This is a genomic window from Chengkuizengella marina (genome assembly GCF_009910845.1).
GTDB classification, from domain to species: Bacteria; Bacillota; Bacilli; order Paenibacillales; family KCTC-33759; genus Chengkuizengella; species Chengkuizengella marina.
Genome location: NZ_SIJB01000023.1, coordinates 60,663 through 82,302 on the forward strand (window position 1 = coordinate 60,663; position 21,640 = coordinate 82,302).

Annotated in this window: 17 protein-coding genes; 11 read left to right on the forward strand and 6 right to left on the reverse strand. The window is 31.8% G+C overall.

Annotation, left to right across the window (positions count from 1 at the left end):
- The first annotated feature begins 16 nt into the window (after positions 1–16).
- Together ERL59_RS21315 and ERL59_RS09840 are read left to right on the forward strand one after the other, a co-directional pair.
- On the forward strand, positions 17–151 hold the full coding sequence (locus tag ERL59_RS21315; RefSeq protein WP_268894510.1) for a hypothetical protein: 135 nt from the start codon (positions 17–19) through the stop codon (positions 149–151).
- A 117-nt stretch (positions 152–268) separates the two neighbouring features.
- Entirely contained in the window at positions 269–2,224 is a 1,956-nt protein-coding gene (locus ERL59_RS09840) for an SLC13 family permease (protein ID WP_328699928.1), read from the forward strand.
- Positions 2,225–2,302: 78 nt separating this feature from the next.
- Here the strand turns inward: ERL59_RS09840 and ERL59_RS09845 are convergent, their stop codons facing one another.
- A complete protein-coding gene (locus ERL59_RS09845) occupies positions 2,303–3,979 on the reverse strand; it encodes a glutamine--tRNA ligase/YqeY domain fusion protein (RefSeq protein ID WP_160646149.1) in 1,677 nt (558 codons plus the stop codon).
- A gap of 1,008 nt (positions 3,980–4,987) precedes the next feature.
- On the opposite strand from ERL59_RS09845, the gene ERL59_RS09850 reads away from it, so the two are divergent.
- Complete coding sequence (locus ERL59_RS09850) at positions 4,988–7,111, forward strand: glycoside hydrolase family 64 protein (RefSeq protein WP_160646038.1); 2,124 nt, start codon at positions 4,988–4,990, stop codon at positions 7,109–7,111.
- Positions 7,112–7,495: 384 nt separating this feature from the next.
- Here ERL59_RS09850 and ERL59_RS09855 read toward each other — a convergent pair whose 3' ends face one another.
- Positions 7,496–8,587, reverse strand: a complete 1,092-nt coding sequence (locus tag ERL59_RS09855; protein WP_160646039.1) for an acyltransferase family protein — start codon at positions 8,585–8,587, stop codon at positions 7,496–7,498.
- Between the two features lie 213 nt (positions 8,588–8,800).
- Here ERL59_RS09855 and ERL59_RS09860 point away from each other — a divergent pair, with 213 nt between their 5' ends.
- Together ERL59_RS09860 and ERL59_RS21070 are read left to right on the forward strand one after the other, a co-directional pair.
- Positions 8,801–9,448, forward strand: a complete 648-nt coding sequence (locus ERL59_RS09860; protein WP_160646150.1) for an oxidoreductase — start codon at positions 8,801–8,803, stop codon at positions 9,446–9,448.
- A 179-nt stretch (positions 9,449–9,627) separates the two neighbouring features.
- Positions 9,628–10,626: a 3-oxoacyl-ACP synthase III family protein gene (locus tag ERL59_RS21070; protein WP_160646040.1), complete on the forward strand. Its 999-nt coding sequence runs from the start codon at positions 9,628–9,630 to the stop codon at positions 10,624–10,626.
- A 25-nt stretch (positions 10,627–10,651) separates the two neighbouring features.
- Here ERL59_RS21070 and ERL59_RS09870 read toward each other — a convergent pair whose 3' ends face one another.
- Complete coding sequence (locus ERL59_RS09870; RefSeq protein ID WP_160646041.1) at positions 10,652–12,001, reverse strand: helix-turn-helix transcriptional regulator; 1,350 nt, start codon at positions 11,999–12,001, stop codon at positions 10,652–10,654.
- A 188-nt stretch (positions 12,002–12,189) separates the two neighbouring features.
- On the opposite strand from ERL59_RS09870, the gene ERL59_RS09875 reads away from it, so the two are divergent.
- Together ERL59_RS09875 and ERL59_RS09880 are read left to right on the forward strand one after the other, a co-directional pair.
- Complete coding sequence (locus tag ERL59_RS09875) at positions 12,190–13,437, forward strand: tetratricopeptide repeat protein (protein ID WP_160646042.1); 1,248 nt, start codon at positions 12,190–12,192, stop codon at positions 13,435–13,437.
- A gap of 475 nt (positions 13,438–13,912) precedes the next feature.
- Complete coding sequence (locus tag ERL59_RS09880; RefSeq protein ID WP_160646043.1) at positions 13,913–14,314, forward strand: VOC family protein; 402 nt, start codon at positions 13,913–13,915, stop codon at positions 14,312–14,314.
- Between the two features lie 119 nt (positions 14,315–14,433).
- On the opposite strand, the gene ERL59_RS09885 is transcribed toward ERL59_RS09880, so the two are convergent.
- The 3 genes from ERL59_RS09885 to ERL59_RS09895 form a co-directional block, all read right to left on the reverse strand.
- The gene (locus ERL59_RS09885; RefSeq protein WP_160646044.1) at positions 14,434–15,378 is read right to left on the reverse strand and encodes a DMT family transporter; all 945 of its coding nucleotides are present in this window, start codon (positions 15,376–15,378) and stop codon (positions 14,434–14,436) included.
- 67 nt (positions 15,379–15,445) lie between these two features.
- Positions 15,446–16,309, reverse strand: a complete 864-nt coding sequence (locus tag ERL59_RS09890; RefSeq protein WP_160646045.1) for a DMT family transporter — start codon at positions 16,307–16,309, stop codon at positions 15,446–15,448.
- 149 nt (positions 16,310–16,458) lie between these two features.
- Complete coding sequence (locus tag ERL59_RS09895; protein WP_160646046.1) at positions 16,459–17,397, reverse strand: DMT family transporter; 939 nt, start codon at positions 17,395–17,397, stop codon at positions 16,459–16,461.
- A 125-nt stretch (positions 17,398–17,522) separates the two neighbouring features.
- On the opposite strand from ERL59_RS09895, the gene pdxR reads away from it, so the two are divergent.
- The 4 genes from pdxR (at position 17,523) to ERL59_RS09915 (ending at position 21,639) form a co-directional block, all read left to right on the forward strand.
- Positions 17,523–18,998, forward strand: a complete 1,476-nt coding sequence (gene pdxR / locus ERL59_RS09900; RefSeq protein ID WP_160646047.1) for a MocR-like pyridoxine biosynthesis transcription factor PdxR — start codon at positions 17,523–17,525, stop codon at positions 18,996–18,998.
- Positions 18,999–19,237: 239 nt separating this feature from the next.
- Positions 19,238–20,101: a DegV family protein gene (locus tag ERL59_RS09905; RefSeq protein WP_160646048.1), complete on the forward strand. Its 864-nt coding sequence runs from the start codon at positions 19,238–19,240 to the stop codon at positions 20,099–20,101.
- A gap of 114 nt (positions 20,102–20,215) precedes the next feature.
- Positions 20,216–21,079, forward strand: coding sequence for a DegV family protein (locus tag ERL59_RS09910; protein WP_160646049.1), 864 nt, complete (start codon positions 20,216–20,218; stop codon positions 21,077–21,079).
- A 191-nt stretch (positions 21,080–21,270) separates the two neighbouring features.
- Positions 21,271–21,639, forward strand: coding sequence for a VOC family protein (locus tag ERL59_RS09915; RefSeq protein WP_160646050.1), 369 nt, complete (start codon positions 21,271–21,273; stop codon positions 21,637–21,639).
- Position 21,640: the final 1 nt, after the last annotated feature.

The window sequence follows — 21,640 nt, forward strand, 5'->3', positions numbered from 1 at the left end:
AAAGAAGTAGATCGATTTGAGTATTAAAGTGAATGATCAGTGGACAGCCAATCCCCTTGCATATAAAAATGCGGAGCAGTATTGGTGGATGATTGTTAGTCATATAAAAACAGTGACTGAAACTGGGAAAGTATTAGACTTTAGTTGGTAGAGCAGGTTTTAACTGATGAAGGTGAGACAACAAGTATAAATAAAAAACCTTTAAGGAAAAATATTGTAATGGGTACATAACAACATTTTTAATCGTTAAGTAAGCAGTTATACTCCTGTGATCATTGTTACACTTTATTTTAAAACCTGGTGGTATAATGTACTTAATTTAATTTCATTTGATTGTAAAAATAGAATCGATCCGATTATTGAGTGGGGTGTAGATATGTCAGTGGAAATGCTTTTAACCTTTATTATATTAATCATCGCTACCCTATTTTTTATAAGTGGTAAAATAAGAGCGGATATTGTAGCGGTAGGTTCGCTTTTGTTGTTATTTATTACAGGTATCCTAACTACAAATGAAATTTTGGCTGGTTTCTCTAACTCTATTGTTATTATGATCGCTAGTTTGTTTATTGTTGGAGCGGGTATATTTAATACAGGATTAGCAAAGCAAATTGGCAAACAGTTACTTAGATTGGCTGGGGACAGCCAGTGGAAGCTTTTTATTATTATTATTGTTGTTGTGGGTGGTTTTAGTGGTTTTTTAAGTAATACAGGTACAGTTGCTGTTTTGCTACCCGTTGTTTTAAGTATTTGTATGGAAATGAAAGCAAATCCATCTCAGTTTTTAATTCCACTTGCTTTTGCAAGCAGTTTAGGCGGGATGATGACTTTGATTGGAACACCACCAAATATTGTCATTAGTGAAGTATTGTTAGAATATAACTATGAACCATTATCATTTTTTGATTTTACACCTATTGGATTAATGGCATTAATTGTTGGAGGGCTTTTTCTTTTGTTAACAAGGAAAAAGTTGTTACCGAACCGCCAAACTCGACAAAATTCAAAATCCACTTTATCCTCCAATGAACTGATAAGTTTTTATGAATTGCAGGATAAGCTTCATTATGTCCGTATTACTAGTTCTTCTAATATTGTGGGTCAAAATTTAGCTGATCTCAAACTATCTGAAAAGTATAAAATTACGGTGATAGAAGTTCATCGTAGAATCAATGAACGACTTATAGGGTTGGGACAGAAGCGGCTAGCACCTTGCTCTAATACCATTTTACAAGAAAATGATTGTTTACTTTTATTTGGAGAGGAACAGGTAGTTCATCAATTTATTTCTAATTATGAACTTGAACAAGCAAACAAAGATAATAAAATTTTACATGAAGACCTCGTGTCTAAAAAGTTCGGACTATTGGAACTCTTTATTCCTCCTCATTCTAAGTTTCAAAATAAAACCATTTCTGAACTGCATTTTAGAGAAAAATATCATTGCAACGTAGTGGCAATTAATAAAAAAGGAAAATTCATTGTTACTAATATTAAGGATGTTAAGTTGAATTTAGGGGACGCTCTTTTGATTCATGGGGATTGGGATGATATTGAATTATTAGCAAATGAGAAGTTAGACGTAATTAGTGGAGCAGATGTTTCGACTGAAGCAAAAGCTGCCTATTCCAAAGGGAAGGCACCGATTGCGGCAATCATTATGCTCTTGATGCTTTGCATGATGATATTTGAAGTTGTACCTACTGTAGTCGCTGTTATGATTTCAGCTTTTTTAATGATTATAACGGGTTGTATTAAATCTATTTCAGAAGCATATCAGCAAGTAAATTGGGAAGCAGTTGTTTTGATAGCTGCGATGTTACCCATGGCTACAGCTTTAGAAAAAACGGGAGGCATTAAATACATATCTGATGGGTTGTTATCTACAATAGGTGAACTAGGAACGTATCCTCTGCTAATTGGGTTCTATGTTATTACTATGTTATTAAGTCAATTTATAAGTAATACCGCTACAGCAGTTATATTTGCTCCAATAGCAATTACTACAGGCATGAATATAGGAGTCAGCCCATATCCTTTTTTAATGGCCGTTGCAATATCTGCCAGCATGGCATTTGCTACACCAGTTGCTTCACCTACAAATGCTTTAGTGATGACAGCAGGAGGCTACTCTTTTTCTGACTATGTGAAAGTCGGTGTTCCATTACAACTGGTTCTTGGTATTGTGATGCTGATTATGATCCCTCTGCTGTTTCCATTTTAAAATTACACAAGCAATCACTAAAGAACCTCTAGAATATTTTAGAGGTTCTTTCATGCAATAGATGGGATTTGTATTTAATTAAAGTTTAAATGAGCTTTTCAAGGAAACGATCAAATTAAATACAATATGTTCTTTTGTACTGTGTTTTGGATCTACATTAAAATAACCGTGTCGAAAGAATTGAAATTTATCTTGTGGTTTAACCTCTTTCATATTGGGTTCAATATATCCATTTAGAATTTGCAGTGAATTCGGATTTACACGATCTAAGAAAGTTTTTTCTTCTTCGTTATCTTCTTCATTATCTTCCACTTGCTGTTCTTCTTCATCTAATATCAATGGCTCATATAAACGGAATTCTGCTGGAATGGCATGATTTGCATCTACCCAATGCAGTGTTCCTTTTACTTTACGTCCAGTAAATCCCGAACCACTTTTTGTTTCAGGATCATAGGTGCAATGAATTTCAATCACTTCTCCATTCTCATTTTTTATCACTTTTTCACATTTAATGAAATACGCATGCTTCAAACGAACTTCATTTCCAGGGAAAAGACGGAAATATTTTTTTGGTGGATTTTCCATAAAATCTTCTTGCTCAACATAAATTTCTCTAGAAAAAGGGATTTTCCTTATGCCCATCTCAGGATTTTCAGGGTTAATTTCCGCATCTAACATCTCAACTTGTCCTTCTGGATAATTTGTAATTATGACTTTTAAAGGACGTAGAACTCCCATTGTTCGGGGTGATTTTAGTTTTAAATCTTCTCTGACATAATGGTCAAGCATTCTAGAATCAACGGCCCCATCTCCTCTAGTTACACCTAATTCACGTATAAAGGTGCGAATGGCTTCTGCGGTAAAACCTCTTCTTCTAAGAGCTGAGATAGTTGGCATACGTGGATCGTCCCATCCATCCACAAACTCTTCATCTACTAATTGTTTTAGTTTACGTTTACTCATCACCGTGTTTGTTAAATTTAGACGTCCAAATTCAATTTGTTGAGGAGTGCTTTCCATTTCCGTTTGTTCAATAATCCAATTATATAGAGGTCTTTGATCTTCAAACTCAAGTGTACAGATGGAATGTGTCACATCTTCTATGGCATCCTCTATTGGATGAGCAAAAGCATACATTGGATAAATACACCACTTATCTCCAGTATTATGGTGTGTTGTGTGTGCAATTCGATATAATACAGGGTCTCTCATATTAATATTAGATGAACTCATATCTATTTTAGCTCTTAATACTTTTTGTCCATTCTCAAACTCGCCTTTGCGCATTCGATTGAATAAATCAAGATTCTCCTCTATAGTCCTGTCACGATAAGGACTGTTTTTACCTGGTTCAGTTAAAGTACCTCGATATTCACGAATTTCATCCGCCGAAAGTTCATCTACATAAGCCAACCCTTTTTTAATTAATATTATTGCTCGATTGTACATTTCTTCAAAATAATCTGAAGCAAAAAATAACCCATCCCAATCAAAACCAAGCCATTGTACATCTTCTTTGATGGATTGAACGAATTCCACATCCTCTTTTAAAGGGTTCGTATCATCAAATCGTAAGTTTGTTTTCCCATTAAATTCATCTGCTAGATCAAAGTTAGTTATGATTGACATAGCGTGTCCAATATGTAAATAACCATTCGGTTCAGGGGGAAAACGAGTGATCACATAGTTACGTTTACCTGTTTCTAAATCTTTTTGAATAATGGGTCTAATAATATTAGATGTGTTATTTTCCATCATTTCCAACCTTCCTTATTTTAAAGATCATGTTCACTTAAAATTTAATCTTATTTATAACATATATATTAAGTTTTTTCCAACATCCTTGTTATGTATGATAAGTTGATGTATTTTTTTATCTTCATCCAAAAAAATGTAAGCAAATCATAATATATTGTATCATGAACTATTGTCTTTTAGTTTACTTGAATAACTTGATACAATTACGAATAAAGATGAACTAAATGATTAGCAGATAGTTGGAGATTATATATACATTAGAAAATGAACACAGTATTTCAATAGATGAACTTGAGAAAAAGGGCAGTAGAAGAGGCGGGTTTAAGGAAAAACTCAAATGCATTTCCCAATTTTATATCTTTTTGACTAGCTTCCCAACCAAAATCTTACATTTTTATGCATCATTTTTACTATAGAATTCATATACTTCATATGTTATGGTTATATATATACATTCAAGATTCCAATGATTGAATGAAAATGGTGGGAATGGGAAGTTGGGAGACTAAACAAAAAGAAAGGAGGATTAGAGGTATTATTAGTTGTTGGTCACAATTTTAAATAAAGCTTAGTTACAAATTTAATTAAGAAAACGCTTTCAAAATTACTTTAATTAAAAGAATTTAATTTTTCTATTTTATTGACTAGTTTTACTTAATCCTATGATTGAACAATACATATATCAAATTTATTAAACTAGACTTCTATTACAATCTGATGGTTGTTCTATGCGTTTTTTTATGTACTGCAATGTCCCTGAATGATTATCGCTCAAAACAGGTAGGTCATAAATGTAGTTTATGATGATAAAATGATAGTTTATGTTTAATTATTATAATTATGTAGGGCTAGGAAATTCGATGTATTACTTTTCGAATTAGTTATAAAAATGATTATGGTTATATTTAAATTAATTCCACAAAAATATTAAAAATCCTTTTAAACTAAAAAAATTATTTCTATCGTAAAAAAATATTTCAAAAAAATACTTTGGAGGAGAAATTTATGGTTAAAAAAATGGTATCGATAACAATTATGTTATCGTTAGTGTTGTCATCATTATTTACTGGCAATGTCGTTTCAGCTGTAGATGATTATATAGTTGAGTTTAAAACATTAAGTGCAAGTTCATCCCAAATTTCTTTTACATCTAATGTGAATACAAGCTGGGTTGATGTTCATTACAAAGTAAATTCAGGCGGACAACAAAATGTTAGAATGAATCAAAGCGGGAGTACTTTTACACATAGTTTAAACAATTTACAAGCGGGGGATGTTGTTAGTTACTCTTTTACTTACAATAATGGAACACCTGCTTATAATACAACTTGGTTTACTGGTACACATGGTGAAGTAGTTGAGCCAGAACCGACTCCAGAACCGACTCCAGAACCGACTCCTGAGCCGGAACCTACACCAGAACCAGAGCCGACTCCAAATCCAGAACCCAATCCGGATGCTCCACCTCTTATTGTGGATGATTTCAATGAATGGATACAATGGAACGCGAATCAAAATGACTTAGAACAAGCAATAGTAAGAAATGGTGGCACTTACAACCTAGAAGGCAATACAAATCTGTATTTCTTCTTTAATGGAGGGAACACACCTGAATCTTTTGACCAATTTATTAATAGGGACATTTCTGATTATGATACTTTAGAGTTAGTATTAAAAGGTGGTTCAGGTGGAGAAGAGCAATATATAAATTTAGTATTAAATGATGATTCTAATCATTCTCTATCTTTATCTAATTATGGAAATCTGACAGCAAACTATAGTACAATACAAATTCCATTAGCAGATTTTAATGCAAACCTTACTAACGTTAAATTTATTCGATTTGAAGGTGTGGGAACTGCTAAGATTGTTCGTATTGATGATATGATTTTAAAATATACAGGCATTTCACCAACGGATCCGACAGACCCGACAGACCCAACGGACCCAACGGATCCAACGGATCCAACGGACCCAACGGAACCTACTGATCCAACGGACCCTGGAGATGTTCCAGACTTTCCAGTAGGTAGCGGAGTAATGACTTTCCAATTGCAAAATGGAACAAATGGTCAATATTCAGATGATGAAATTTATTGGGCAATCTATGGATATAACAAAGAGACAGGACAGCTTAGTTATGTTGATGCTAACGGAAATTTAATTGCTAGTTCAGTTAGTGACAATGATGCACCTGGTCATTTAACGAAAAATGGTGAGAATTATGCTAATTATTTTAATAAAATGAGTGAAACAGATTGGGTTTCTATGCCTGAAATTGATTCTGGTAGAATGTTTATTAGTATGGGAAGTCCAATGTATATCAAACTAAACATAGCTGCCGATGGTAGAGTAGGATTCGCTGGACCAGATTTAAATAATCCAACAGATCCGAACCAAGACATTTATTTTGAGTGGATTGAATTTACTATTGACCAGTGGGGATATCATGGAAACACAACAAGAGTTGACCAATTCAGTTTTCCGATCACTACTAGATTAGTTGCTTCTGATGGTTATGATAGAATTGTTGGTGAGACCTATACTCGTGACCAAATATTTACCGCATTTAAAAATGAAATGCCAACAGAATTTCAAACTTTAGTTGAAGAGCCTTACAGAATTGTTGCTCCTGGTAAAGGTGAATTTAAACCAGAGGGAATTTACGCTAATTATTTTGATAACTACGTAAATGAAGTGTGGGACTTCTATAGAACAAACGAATTAACATTTACTGCCGAAGCAGGTACATTCAGTGGTCATGTAGTAGGAGATGATTTTGTTTTTTCTAAAAACGGTGGACCCTATGATTTATTCATTAGAAATAAACCAACAACACTTCAAGTATTTGAGTGTTCAGGACCAATGGATACAGGTAGTCCTGATGAAAAAGTAGTAGAAGCTCAAGTTTGTGCAGCGTTGAATAGAGGTATGATGTATGATCCTGCAAATTGGGGTAATTCTGATTTCTTTTATCAAAATAATACAGCTAATTTTTACGCAAAATTTTGGCATGACTATAGCATTGATGGATTAGCTTATGGATTTGCTTACGATGATGTTAGAAATTATAGTACTTTATTAGAACATCATGATCCAGATGTATTATTCATTAATGTAGGTTGGTAATTCATAGCTATTAACAAGTAGAGATCATTATAATTATGAATAAAGCTTGTAAGGAAAATAAATTCCTTACAAGCTTTTTAATATAAGGAATACCCTGTTAAATGAATATTGGAAAAAAAGGATCTTAATAAAGGAAATAAAAAATGATGATAGAAATTATAAATTACTACTCATTATTACATTAAAGGAGAGAGAAATTATGGATTTACAAGCTGTTTTACTTGAGCAGATGGTTAGTAGCCATGAAAAAAAGAATTGGGTTTGTACCTTACGGGTCAAATTTTAGAAATAAGGAAAATAGAAGGGATATGGGATCCGAAAAATGGTGTTCATTAATCCATTTATTTCAAAAAAAAGAATATATAAATGATATAATGTGTATTCCTAATACTTTTTAACAAATTTAATATCAGTATTCGTATTTATATTATGTGTTTTCTTTATTGACCAAGGTAAATGTAATTCCAGTTTCTTTTCTTCCTTAGGATTAGTGGTTTTTCCTACGATATAAGATCCAAATGGCAGTAGTGAAATTAAATAAATTATAGTTATAGTAATAAGTAAAGTTATGAGAAATAGTCCAAAAACTTGAGTAATAGTTTGATTAAACCATTCTACTGTATAAGGAGCAATATAACGCTGTACCTGCCAATGCACTAAATAAATACCTAAAGAATACTTGCTTATTAGATTTATTATTCTAAGATTTGGAACTGCTTGTCCCCATGCCATAATAGTTAAACTAATTGAAATTGTTAGTGGAAATAAGTCCATTCTTCTTGAATTGACACCGACTATGCCTGATTTGTAACTAAAATAAACAATAAATATTGAACCTATTAATCCTAAAATTGTATACCATCTATATTTAAATAACTTTTTGGAAATGATTTTATAATATCTACCCATTAAAAAAGCAATTGTAAAATAACCAAACCATGCGGTAAACGGTAATTTTAATTCTGTTTTATATTCTTGAACGAATGGTATATTCGTATTTAATAAATACAAATGGAAACCCATTACCACCATACTTATTGGGACGAGAACTCGCATTGGAATGTTAAAACGAATTACAAAGTAATGTAACACATAAAATTGAAGAATAATTAAAATGAAATACCCTTCATAACTTCCTAAAAATACATTACTTAGCATTTTTTTCTGTAAATCGATATTTGAATATAGTTGCTTTACAATGATGGCATCAATGACTGCAAATACTAAAAAAGGGACGTAAATCCACTTCAATCGTTTTTGCCAAAATTGATTAGGTAATTGATTAGAATATCGATTAGCTAAGATCATTTCTGATAAGATAATAAATGTTGGGGTAGCATAACATAAAAGGATTCTTAATAGTTCGTAGTATTGACTATTTGGAAATCCAATTAGATTACCAGTTTGAGTTGTACTGTGTAAAAAAACAATGCTTAAACAAGCAATAACTCTTAATAAATTCCATTCTTTTATCATAATCAACCTCTTAGATGTCATTCATAATTTAACATGGATTTACCATAAAGTTTGATAACTATAAAACTATCATATTAAATAAGTGAAAAAGAAACTAGCTTCAAATATTGCCAAATATCTATCAAATTATGTTATACATAAATATATAAATATTTATTGATGATTTATATATAATTTTCTTTTAGTTTAATTATTCCATGAAGGGAGTTGGGGATTTTGCAAAGATCAGCACTTATAGCAGGTGCGAGTGGTTTAGTTGGAAGTGAATTGCTTACTCTTCTTCTTGAAAGCAATGAATATCATAGTGTAACAGCAATTGTACGTAAATCACTTCACATTAAACACCCAAAATTGAAACAAGTCATTGTTGACTTTGAACAATTAAATAAAGATGAAGAAATTTTTAAAGTGGATGATGTTTTTTGTTGTTTGGGAACAACGATAAAAAAGGCAAAAACACAAGATGTGATGACTAGGATTGATGTGGAGTACCCACTTCAAATAGCAAATCTGGCTAAAAAGATGGGGGCGAAACAGTTCCTTGTCATAAGTGCTATGCAAGCAAATCTTAACTCTTCAACGTTTTATTCACGTATTAAAGGAAAATTAGAGAAAGAGTTACAAAATATTGGTTTTGAAACACTCCATATTTTCAGACCTTCATTGTTATTAGGGGATCGAAAAGAATTTAGACTTGGTGAAAAAACAGCAGAAACTTTATTTAATGCGCTCTTTTTTATTTTTATTGGTCCTTTAAAAAAATATAAAGCAATACATGCAACAACCGTAGCTCAAGGAATGCTTAATGCTGCAAAAAGTAGTAAAAAGGGTGTATTCATTTATTTATCAGATGAAATTTAAAGGTTTTTAGAAAATTTCTGTTGTAATTCTTACTTTAAGACACTCAAAATTAAAAAAATTTTACTTCTGTAATTTTACATAACTTACCCTATAAAATATAAGTATATAGATTTGAATTCAATGTGGATTGTTTATGTATTGGATACTTGTATAGAGTGTATGTATTAGGAGGGATTAAGGTGTCTAGTGCTTACGGTATATTAGGATTTGGTCAAGCTTTAGGTGAAGCATACAAAGTTGAGGATGAAATTTCAAAGTATACTACAAACATTGATAAAATTAAAAGTTGGGGATACAAATATTTTTATGTTGCGCCACCTGAAGTTAGCCAATCAGATTTAGCATTCCAAGCTTCTAAAGAAGCATTAGAAAATTCAGGAATGAATGCAGAGGATATTGATTATATTGCTTTAGCAATAAGCGAAGTTCCTGAGCATACGCTTTGGGATCCTGCATGTGAGTTGCAACATAAATTAGGTGCTAATAAGGCAGAAGTTCAAGTATTCAATCAAGCATGTACTTCAGGTTTAATGGCATTTGATGCGATTGCAGGTAAATTTGCTATACATCCAGAGTATAAAAATGTTCTTATTGTAACTGCAAATCGATTTTGTGATGATCATAAAAATCGTGCTACCTACAATGCCTATCTTCATTCAGATGGGGCTGTAGCTGCCGTATTAAAGAGAGATCATCATCATTGTAAATGGATTACTACAGAGACTGCATCTGATGGAATGTATGCACCTATATTACGAAATGAATGGAGAGTTGCAGTTACCTCCTTTGTTGAGAATAATCATACAGATCATCCTGCTTCTTCTCTTTCAGAAGTTCATGAGCAATTAATGGATTTTTATAAATTAGTTCATATTAGAAATAAGTTGGTAGTTAAGTATGCGTGTCAAAAGGCAGGCATTGAACTTTCAGACCTCAAAAAAGTCATTTATTTACATGATAATGAAAATGAAATGAATGATTTTGCAATTGAATTTAACATGCCTGTAGATCAAACAAATGCAAATTTGGCCTCTCAATTTAGCCACATGGGCGCGTCTGATCAACTAATAGGGTTAAAATATTATATAGAGACTGGCGAATTACAAAATGGAGATTATGTGGCACTCATAGGAATAGGATCAGGTATGCATTGGGTTTGCACCTTGTTGCAAGTATAAATCATTCACTTCATACAAATAGGAGTTATAGTACTGTTGAGAATTCAACAGATGAATCAAGGAAGCTTTGATTGTGACTTTGAGCTATCCTGTAGTAATCCACAGATTTTTTGTAATACTTACTTTCGAAATAATAATTTCCCAATTCAGTAGCAAGCGTTTTTGTAAGTATATAATGTTTATTGTTTAAAGCGTATTGAATGGCTTCTTTCATTTCTTTCTCATAACATATATGATTTTCTCTATATTTTAATATTTTAGCTTTCATCGCCTTTAGTTCTATATATAAGTGTGATAGATGGTTGTTGGATACCAAATCGAAAGCTGTAGATAAATAAAAGTCAGCATTTTTCCAATTTTTTTGTTTATAAAAAACCTCTACTAAACTCTTACAGGCATAAGCATAAATGTTTCGATGTGGAATTATGTGTTTCATGATCTGATTTTTAGGTTGGATGAAGGGTTGTGAGATGTCTATAGCACTTTTAAAATATTGAGTTGCATGTTGATCTTTTTCAATTTTTTGATATATTTTACCGATGTTATATTGAATCTCTGCATTTAATACATGATTCAGTTCCTGCTGTGAGTATAATAAATTTTGTGCTTTTTTTAGATGGGAGCGTGCATCTTCTATGCGGTTAAGGTCACGGTATTGTTGAGCTAACAATATCAACGTTTTTATTAAATTTTCCTCATGATTATTTTTTTTGTATATGGCTAAAGCTTTATTTGTGTAGATTAAGCTAATACTAACCTTCTCAAAAATTTGTTGATAAACTAGACTCATATTAAAGTACAAGTTACCACTTTCTAAACTTGATTCGTCTACAATATAACTTTCAGCTAAAGAATAGTAATGTTTTGCATCTTCAAATGACTGCTTAGCGTAAAAATAATTACCAATGCATTTATTGTAGTAAAAGAAATGATTATAGTTTGTTTTATCAATGCTATTGTTATTAATGACTTTTAGAGATTGTCCAACTAATTTCTCAGCCTCAGCAAATTTGTGGTTCAATGTATAATAATGAACGAGTATTCCATAAATAATTGCTAAGTCATTTTGCGCGTGCATTTCCAATGCATTCATGTGTAAATAGATTAATTCAGATTCACTTAATGATTGTACATTATATTTGTTAAACTTGATGATTTGTTCTAATTTACTTCTATTATCATCTAATGTGTTGGTTAGGTCTTCAATAGTTAACCCTAACTTTTTTGAAATTTGCTTTAGAAATGAAGGTGAAGGTGTTACCTTCCCATTTTCTACTCGACATATGTATGTTACAGACGCAATACCTTCAACTAACTTTCCTTGAGTAAGTTTCTTATTTTTCCTGATTAGTCTAATTTTTTCTCCAATTTCCATTTCCCCACCTCAATATTTCATTTTGATACATCAAACAGATGGAACTCACCAGTTTAAAGTGAAATACTAATTTCCACATATCCTAACATAAATTAAAGTGATATCATATTGGGAAAATTTGAATTGAAGTGGTATAATAAATCAATAAAAAGCAGTATATTTCCCAACCCTGAATTGGAGGGTTTGTATTGAAATTAGGAGAAAGAATATATTACAATAGAATTAAAAAAGGAATGACCCAAAAAGAACTTGCGGCTGGCGTATGTTCTATTCCTTATTTAAGTAAGATTGAAAATCATAATACGGAAGCCAGTGATGAAATTATATCTTTACTTTTTAAGAAGTTAGGCATCCAGTATACAATGAAAGATGAAGAATTTGAAAGTAAAACACTAGATTTAATTCAAGCATGGTATGAAGCCATACGTAGTAGAAATGTAGAGCAAATAGAGGAAACATATCAACAATGTAAATTGGATATCATTAATATCACAAACCCAACTATTATTAATCAGTATAAATTAGTTGATATTAGACATTGTTTATATAAACAGGAGTTTAGTCGATGTCTAAAACTAATTAATGAACTAAATGATGTTGAGAAATTGTTGTCTGATCATCAACAATATATGTTTTATCATTTTAAAGGTGTTTATTATTATATTAAAAATGATCTTAACCATGTTTTAAGCTTATTAAATAAAGCGCATCAAATTTCTAAAAAAATAAAATTATTGGAAAGAGACCCTCATGTTTATTATACTTTGTCTTTAACTTATAGTAGATTGTTTCATATTTCAGATGCCATATATTATGCAAAAGTAGCTTTGGATTATTATCAACGTGATCTAGATTATGAACGCATGATTGACACTAGAATCATTCTAATTATTAACTATATTAGGTTAAATCAGTTTGATGATGCATTGATAAACTTGGAAAGTTCATTAAGATTTGCAGAAAAAATAAAAGATAAGATAAGATTAGGGAATATTTATCACAATTTTGGATATTTATACTATAAAAGAAATGAAAATAAAAAAGCATTAGAATACTACTTACGAGCATTAGAATATAAAAATGAAGATACAGAATCCTATTGGAATACAATTATGTACATATTAAAGGCTTATTTAAATTTAAATGATTATCAACAATTTAAACATTGGTTAAATAAAGGTTTGGATTATGCTACAAAAAATAAATGGAAATTTACAGAACATAAATTAAGATCAATCGATAGTTTGAATGATATTCATAAAGATCATTCAAGGGAATATTTAGAAAATGAGGCTATTCAATATTTTCAAAAAAATTATACTCCAGATATGTTAATTGAAATTTACACAAACTTAGGGGATTACTACTATGACTGTGCAAAATATAAAAAATCTAGTGATTTTTATAAAAAGATCATTACAATAAGCAAATTGTGATAGGAGGTGTTATATTTTGAAGAATTTACTTGTTCTAAGTTTTTTGTTAATATTCTTTTTTGCTATGTCTACGTCAGTATCTCCAACTCTTGTAGAAGATCACCCAGAAATTTTAATTGATAAACCTTTACTTTAAGAAAATGGTTATTGAACATTTACCACAAATGAACCTACCCTTTAAACCAAGTCTTTAAAAAACTTTTTAAAATCACACATTATTTTATTCTAAAAAAGTACTCCACTCTTAAAACAATGAAAATAAAGTAGAAAGAAAACAGTAAGCGTTTCCAATAATGATTTGAACAATTATTCACCATTAGGTTGTAAATATGTATATTGTTTGTATCAATGTACATGTTTATAACCTTTTGAAATTTGGTGAAGAATCTAGTGATTGCATATATATTGAAGTACTATCATTTAGAAAAACAAGTTATTTATGATATTTAAAAATATTTAAAGAGGAGAGGGTACAATGGCAAGGCTTTACCCGTATATTTTTTCAAATGATGCAAAGAAACAGGCGGAATTTTATGTGCAAGCATTACAAGGTGAGATGATTAATGTTCAGACGTATTCTGATGCACCTGAAGCAGCAAAGGAAATAAAAGATAAAGTAATGCACCTAGTTTTTCAGGCAGCAGGTATTCACTTTTTCATGTCTGATTCTGTGAAGGAACCTATTCAGAGTGGAAATCAAATGGATTTAACACTCGAATTTGAAACAGAAGAAGCTGCAAGAAATGCATTTGATAATCTCTCTAATGGAGGGAAAGTTGTCATGCCATTTGAAAAAATGTTCTGGGGGTCCATGTTTGGGCGTTTAGAAGATTCTTATGGTGTGCGTTGGCAAATTACTACTCAGATGGGTGAATAAAAAACATAGACCAGACAAAAAAATCAGACTATACTTTGAAATATAGATGACTATTTATTATTCACTAATGAAAATATAGTCTTTTTTCAATTATTTCTTCCAGTTTGGTAAGTGATATATCACAATTTAGATGTCTGAGCCTTTTGTTTTTTTAATTTTTGATTTTTCAATAGTGGATCATCAACAACCTTATCTGGCTGTTTTCTACTAGATAAAAATACACCAGCAAGAACGAATACAAGCCCTACTAATAAACTCCAACTAACCTGTTCATTAAGAAGAGTATATCCCCATATGATAGCAGTACCAGGCACAAGATAAGTTACCATTGTTGCAAACTCAGCACTTCCATTTTGAACGAGATAATAAAATAAAATGTAGGCGATACCCGAACCAAATACACCTAGCCCAATTAATACTGCAATATTTGTCCAAGAGATGAGGTTGGATATCGATATGTATTCTAGGGATAAAGCAAAACTTCCACTGCCAAGTGCACCTATAAGCAGTGTACAAAAAGTAATCTGATACATGGACAATCCTTTTAGTAGACGTTTAGATAGTTGAGATCCAAATGCATAACAAAGAGTAGCTAAGATCATACAAACAAATCCAAGTAAATCTACTGAAATAATATGAACTGGACTAATATCAAGTAAAATAATTAGGCCGATTAAACCCATTCCGATGCCTAACCATTGCATACGGTTAGTAGCTGCACTAAAAAATACTATACCAACTATAATGGTCCACAGTGGAGTTGTTGCATTTAATACAGAGGCCATACTGCTAGATAATCTAGTTTCACTAAATGCAATAAAAGTCCATGGGATAGCCGTATTAATTAAAGCCATAATAGTTAAAGGGACCCAAGGCATCTTTCTAAGTTCAAAAGGTTTTCGTAATATGAGCATAATCAGAACAATGGTAACTAAACCGAAAGAAGATCTTAAAAAAGCAATCGTCCAAGGACCAAAATCTTCAAGTAATATTTTAATAAAGTAAAATGATCCTCCCCAAATGATGCTGAGTAATATAAGTACAATAAAGAGTATGCGGGGCATTTTCTATTCCTACTTTCTAGTATTGTTGAGTTTAAGATTTTTATTTTTATACGCCAAAGCTCTTTTTTTACTTTTGTGGATTCACATTGGGGTTCCAGTTAACTAAAAATATACCTATAAAAATAAATAAACCTCCCAAATAAACATACCACTGTACAATTTCTTCTAGTATCATCCATCCTGATAATACGCCAAAAAACGGTGCTAGAAAAAGGAATGCACTAGTTTTCCCTGGGTCACCTAAACTAAGTAGGTAGTACCAAGTTGCAAATTGAACAATCGAGCCCATAATGGCAAGGTACAGTACGATTAAAATAGATTCTATGTTAATTATGAATATTGGATTTTCAATCGTTATACTTAAAAGCAAGAGTAGCAAACCTCCAAATAACATTTGATATGCAGTTAATGCCCATATATTAAAATGAGATCCCCATTTCTTTACTAAAATCGTTGCAATAGCCCAAGAAAGCCCTGCTCCTAAGCCAAATATTGTTCCTGATTTTAACTGTAAGTGGAATCCTAGTGTAACTATCACTCCTATACATCCAATCATTACTCCTATCCATTGGTAAAGACGATATTTCAGATTAAGAAATATTGTTCCCAAAATTACGACAAGAAGTGGGTTAATAAATGTTAATATGGATGATTCACCTGCAGTTATTGTTCTTAGGCTAAGAAATATACAACCCATAACGCCAGCAGTTTGGAAAAGTCCAATCGTAAATATTTTGCCCCAATTCTTCATCGTTGTAGGAAGTTTGTTTTTTTTCACCCATAAAATCATTATAGAACCAGCAATTGTAAAGCGCAATCCAACTAGAAGGAATGGTGAAATGTAGGTTAATCCCATTTTTCCTATCGTAAAAGAAGATCCCATAAGTGAAGTAGCCAATACAACAAGTATACCGTAATAAAAACGATTCATATGATTTTCCCCTCGATCAGTCTATTTATTTAAATGTCTAGGTCTATCCTCCCAATTCTGATGTAACTTGGATAAACATCATTTATCATTAGGTATCTTATCATGATTATAGTTAGACTATCATCGAAGTATGAATGTTGATAAATAAACTATGGGTAATTTCTTTTGCTTTCTTGGTTTACTCTAAACAATGAGCCCTTCACATAATACTCAGTTAATATGTTCTGATTTGTCAAAAATACGCCAACCAATACCATGATCGATCCCACAATAGATAACGTTTGGATAGTCTCATTCAAAAATACAATGCCTAGCACCATGGCAATAATAGGAGAAACATATAACCATGTAGATGGGAAAACAGGATTTGTTTTGCTTACTAACCAATAAAATAAACCATGCCCCATGATCGAGCCAAAAACAATTAAATAGAGAATAGAAAGTGAAACGGTTACGTCTGTTAATGATGTTAACGTAGGTTTTTCGAACAATAAAGAAAAAATCAATAACATGATTCCACCAAATAACATTTGAAGGCCATTTAATAAAAACGGAGAGATTTCAGATTTCTCAGCCATTATTTTTTTTGAACGGATCGTCCCAAAACTATAAAAAAACTGACTTAATACAATTGCAATGGAAGCAATCATCCATAATATATCAAAATCACCTTTTACCCCTGGAGATGCAATAAATATTACACCTCCCAAGCTTGCTCCTAAACCTAAAATTTGCATAGAAGAGAGTTTTGATTTCTCATCATATTTATTGAATAATAAAACCATGATAGGTCCAAAAGCGGATAAAATAGCAGCTAGTCCTGAAGGGATGTACTGTTCGGCCCAATATAAAGTTGAAAAAGTCCCAAAGGTAATACAAAACCCAATGATAACGATCTGTTTTAAAACTGTTATAGAAGGAAATTTCACTTTACGTATTTTAAAAAACAGTGTGACCATCAGCCCTGCAATTATAAATCTCAAAGATGCAGAAAAAACTGGTTCTACACCAGCGTCTATACCTACCTTAATAGCAAAAAATGTTGTACCAAATATAAAACAAATCACTAAATAATTTAAAATAACCATATGACCCTCCCCAATGATGTTTATTTTTGCAAGAAATATTTACTACATTGAGGTAATAATAAGGTATAATATATATAACAGTAAAACAACTTTTATAACAGTTATCAGAAAAGAGTTGAAGATAAATGAAAATCTCATTAACCAAAAAAAAGGATCAATCACTTCCAGAGCAAATATTTCAATCTATTTCTGACCGAATCCTTTCGGGGTTAATATCAGAAGGTGAAAAACTCCCATCGGTTAGAAAACTGGCTGAACAGTTGGGGGTTAGCTTAGTTACCGTTCAAAAATCATATGAAATGTTAGAAAAGAAACAGTTAATAGAAAGAAGACAAGGAAAGGGAAGTTATGCCAAAAGAAGTGTTAAGAGAATCGAAGAGGAGAATCCTTACAACTGGCAAAACATGATTGAAGACTTTTTACCTAGAGCCCAAACGTGGAAAGAAATGAAATCTTTCTCTAGACAGCATAAATACAATTTATCTCTTGCCAATTTAGCACATGAATTATTACCTGTAGAACATTTAACTGAAATAAGTACATTGGTAATTCAAGATGAACCTACCATTTTATCTTCATATAGCCCTGGACCTGGGGATCAAATTTTAAGAGAGGTTGTAAGTGAATATTTGTTGGATGAAGGATTAGAAGTTTCTGCTGAACAAATTGTTATTACTAGTGGTGCACAACAGGGGTTAGAGCTTATTGCCAGAACCTTTCTTGGGGAAGGGGATGTCGTATTTGTTGAGGCACCTACCTATATTGGTATAATAGATATTTTGAAATCCCGTGGTGTCACCATCAAAACCATTCCAACAAATGAAGATGGTATGAATTTAAACGTTCTTTTACAAATGTGTGAGCAGTTTTCACCGAAATTTATATATACAAACCCTACGTTTCAAAATCCAACAGGTACCATTCTTAGTGAAAAGAAACGCAGGCGATTAGTTGAAATTGCACAGGCGTTTCATGTCATCATTATCGAAGATGATCCATGGGGGGAATTAAGATTCGAAGGTTCAACAAAACCTATGAAATCGATAGATGAGGATGGCCATGTTATTTATTTGAAAAGTTTTAGCAAACCGATTTCTCCCGGTTTTAGAGTAGGATGTATAGTAGCAGATGGGAAAATTTTAAATAAATTAAAAGCGGCTAAAAGTGTTTCTGACCTTGGCTCACCATTGTTAAATCAAAGAATTATTGCTCGATTTATTCAGTCTTTTAATTTTGAAGCGCATTTTAAAAAAATGAACAACTTACTGCTGTTAAGAAGAGACTTATTAATTGACACATTAAACCATTTAGATATTGAGGGGCTAAGATGGACTGTTCCGTGTGGTGGGCCCGTTATGTGGATTACATTCCCTACGCATGTGAATACAGAACATTTACTCATAGATTGTTTAAAACAAGAGCTTTTATTCTTGCCTTCAGCCATGTGTTATCCGAACGAACCGGAGGTAAATCACTTAAGAATTAGTTATGGTAATTTATCTTTAAAAACGTATAAAGAAGCCTTGGAGATTTTTAAAGAAATTGTTAAAAGTCATATGGAAAGTTTAGATCCTTTTACAGAAGATACACCTTTGTTTTAAAAAATAGTAAATAAGTAATATGTTAACAATGGTAGAAAAGATAAGATGAAAACATCACGATTAAAGACCTATTTAACAAGAACTAACTGGATGATATATTGGTACCTATGGTAGTCTGAAATTAATTTCTTTATGAATATATAATTTAAGGAAATTTTTAGGGTTAATATAGATTACAATGAGTAAAAATAAAAACAAAGTAACTTCAAAGAAATAAGTAAATTAAGGTGGAGAAATACATGGCTATAAGAGTCGTAACAGATAGCACGTCCTATATACCAGAAAAATTGCAAAAACAGTATGATATCACAGTAGTACCTTTAAGTGTATCCTTTCAAGATGAATCATTTAAAGAATTGGATGTAAGTGTTGAGTATTTTTATGAAAAGTTATCCAAAAGTAAGGAGCTGCCTACCTCCTCTCAACCTTCTGTTAATGATTTATACACTGTTTTTGAAAATTTAGTAAAACAAAATCATGATATTGTAGCTATATTCATTTCCTCAGAAATGAGTGGGACTTATTCTACTGCACTTTTAGCAAGTAACATGATATTAGAGAAATATCCTAAAGCAAGCATAGAAATCATTGATTCTAGGTCAAACAGCATGCAACTGGGTTTTGCTGCATTAACAGCAGCAAAAGAAGCGATTGTAGGTAAGTGCATCAGAGAAGTTGTTAGAGCGGTAAAAGAAAATATTGAAAGAAGTCGATTTATATTTATCCCAGAAACGTTGGAGTATTTGAAAAAAGGAGGTAGAATAGGTTCAGCCAAAGCTTTGTTAAGTTCGGTTCTTAAAATCAAACCCATTTTAACTGTGTTTGATGGAAAAACAAATGTGATCGACAGAATAAGAACAAAAAAACGTGCAATTACGAAAATGACAGATGTATTTTTTGAAAATATAAAAACGTTTGGTTTAGGCGATGTCATCGTACATCATATCCAATGCGAGGAAGAGGCTAAAGAGTTAGCCAATACAATTAAAGAAATCATTGGTAAAAAGGTGCAGATTTGTTCAATTGGTCCAGTAATAGGTACACATGTAGGGCCTGGTGCGATTGGAATTGCCTATTACACCCAAGAGGAACTGTTGCTATAAAATGATTATAAAAGAATGATTTTGTGAAATGTCATGATTTTTACCATAGACAAATGTTGCAATACAATGATATAAATGGACTAGCAAAGACTCACATATGAAGGTGGACAAAAAATGACAGTTAAAATTATTACGGATAGCACTTCTTATATTCCTGATTTTTTATTGAATCAATTTGATATCTCGGTTGTTTCACAAAATGTTGTAGATGAAGGTCGATGTGAAAGAGAACTAGATATTGATCAAGAGAAATTTTATGAGAAATTAGCCAATAGAAATGATTTACCGAGTTCCTCTCAGCCCTCTGTAGATGAATTTCATGAAGTGTTTGAAAATCACATCAAAAATGGACATGAGATCGTAGGTGTATTTGTTTCTTCAGAAATGAGCGGAACGTATGAAACTGCGTTAATGGTTAAACATATTATATTAGAAAAATATCCTAAAGCTAAAATTGAATTAATAGATTCAAGAGTGAATATTATGCAGTTGGGATTTGCAACGTTAGCAGCAGCTCGAGCAGCAAAAGCAGGAAAAACGGTTTCTGAAATCATAGAAGCAGTTCAAAGAAATTTAAAAAGAAGTCGTATTCTTTTTGTTCCAGAAACATTGGAATATTTAAAACGAGGGGGAAGAATAGGTACGGCAAAAGCATTGATAGGTTCCGTATTACAAATTAAACCTATTCTTACAGTAAAAGCTGGTAAAACTGGTGTTTTTAGCAATGCCAGAACCAAAAAAAGAGCAATCGAAAAAATGGTCAATGAGTTTTATGAAAATATTAAAGAATATGGTTTAGGTGACGTTATCATTCATCATATTCATTGTGAAAAACAAGCCAAATCCATCGCAGATAAAATAGGACAAAAAATTGATAAAGCTGTAGGGCTAGCTCCTATCGGTCCAGTAGCTGGTTTACATGTTGGACCAGGAACGATTGGAATTGCTTATTATACGAAGGAAGAATTAAATAAATAGTGTTAGCTATTCTCAAATTTAGAAAAACACCTCTAAAGTCGTTAAAGAAAGCGACAATTTGGAAGGTGTTTTTTCTTGTATAACAAGATCAAACTCATTTGAAATGATTTACAACACGTTAAAATAAATGGTATAATTTTATAAAATGAAATAAAGTTTCATATAGTAAAACAAAGAGTGGTGAAATCAATATGAAATATCAGTTTTTACACATTGACCACGTGCAATTAGCTGCACCAAAAGACAGCGAGGATCAGGCAAGGCAATTTTATGGTAATGTCTTAGGAATGAAGGAAAAACCCAAACCAGAAAAGTTAAAAATCAGAGGAGGAGTATGGTTCCAATGTGGTATTCATCAAGTTCATATTGGAATTCAAGAAAATTTTCAACCTGCTAAAAAAGCACATCCTGCTATTGAAGTGAAACACGTTATAGAACTAGGAGAACATTTGAAAAAACATGGATTAGAAGTGAAAGAAGATTATGAGATAGAAGGGGTGAAACGCTTTTTCATAAATGATCCTTTTGGGAATCGATTAGAGTTTTTGGAGAAGAGCTGAA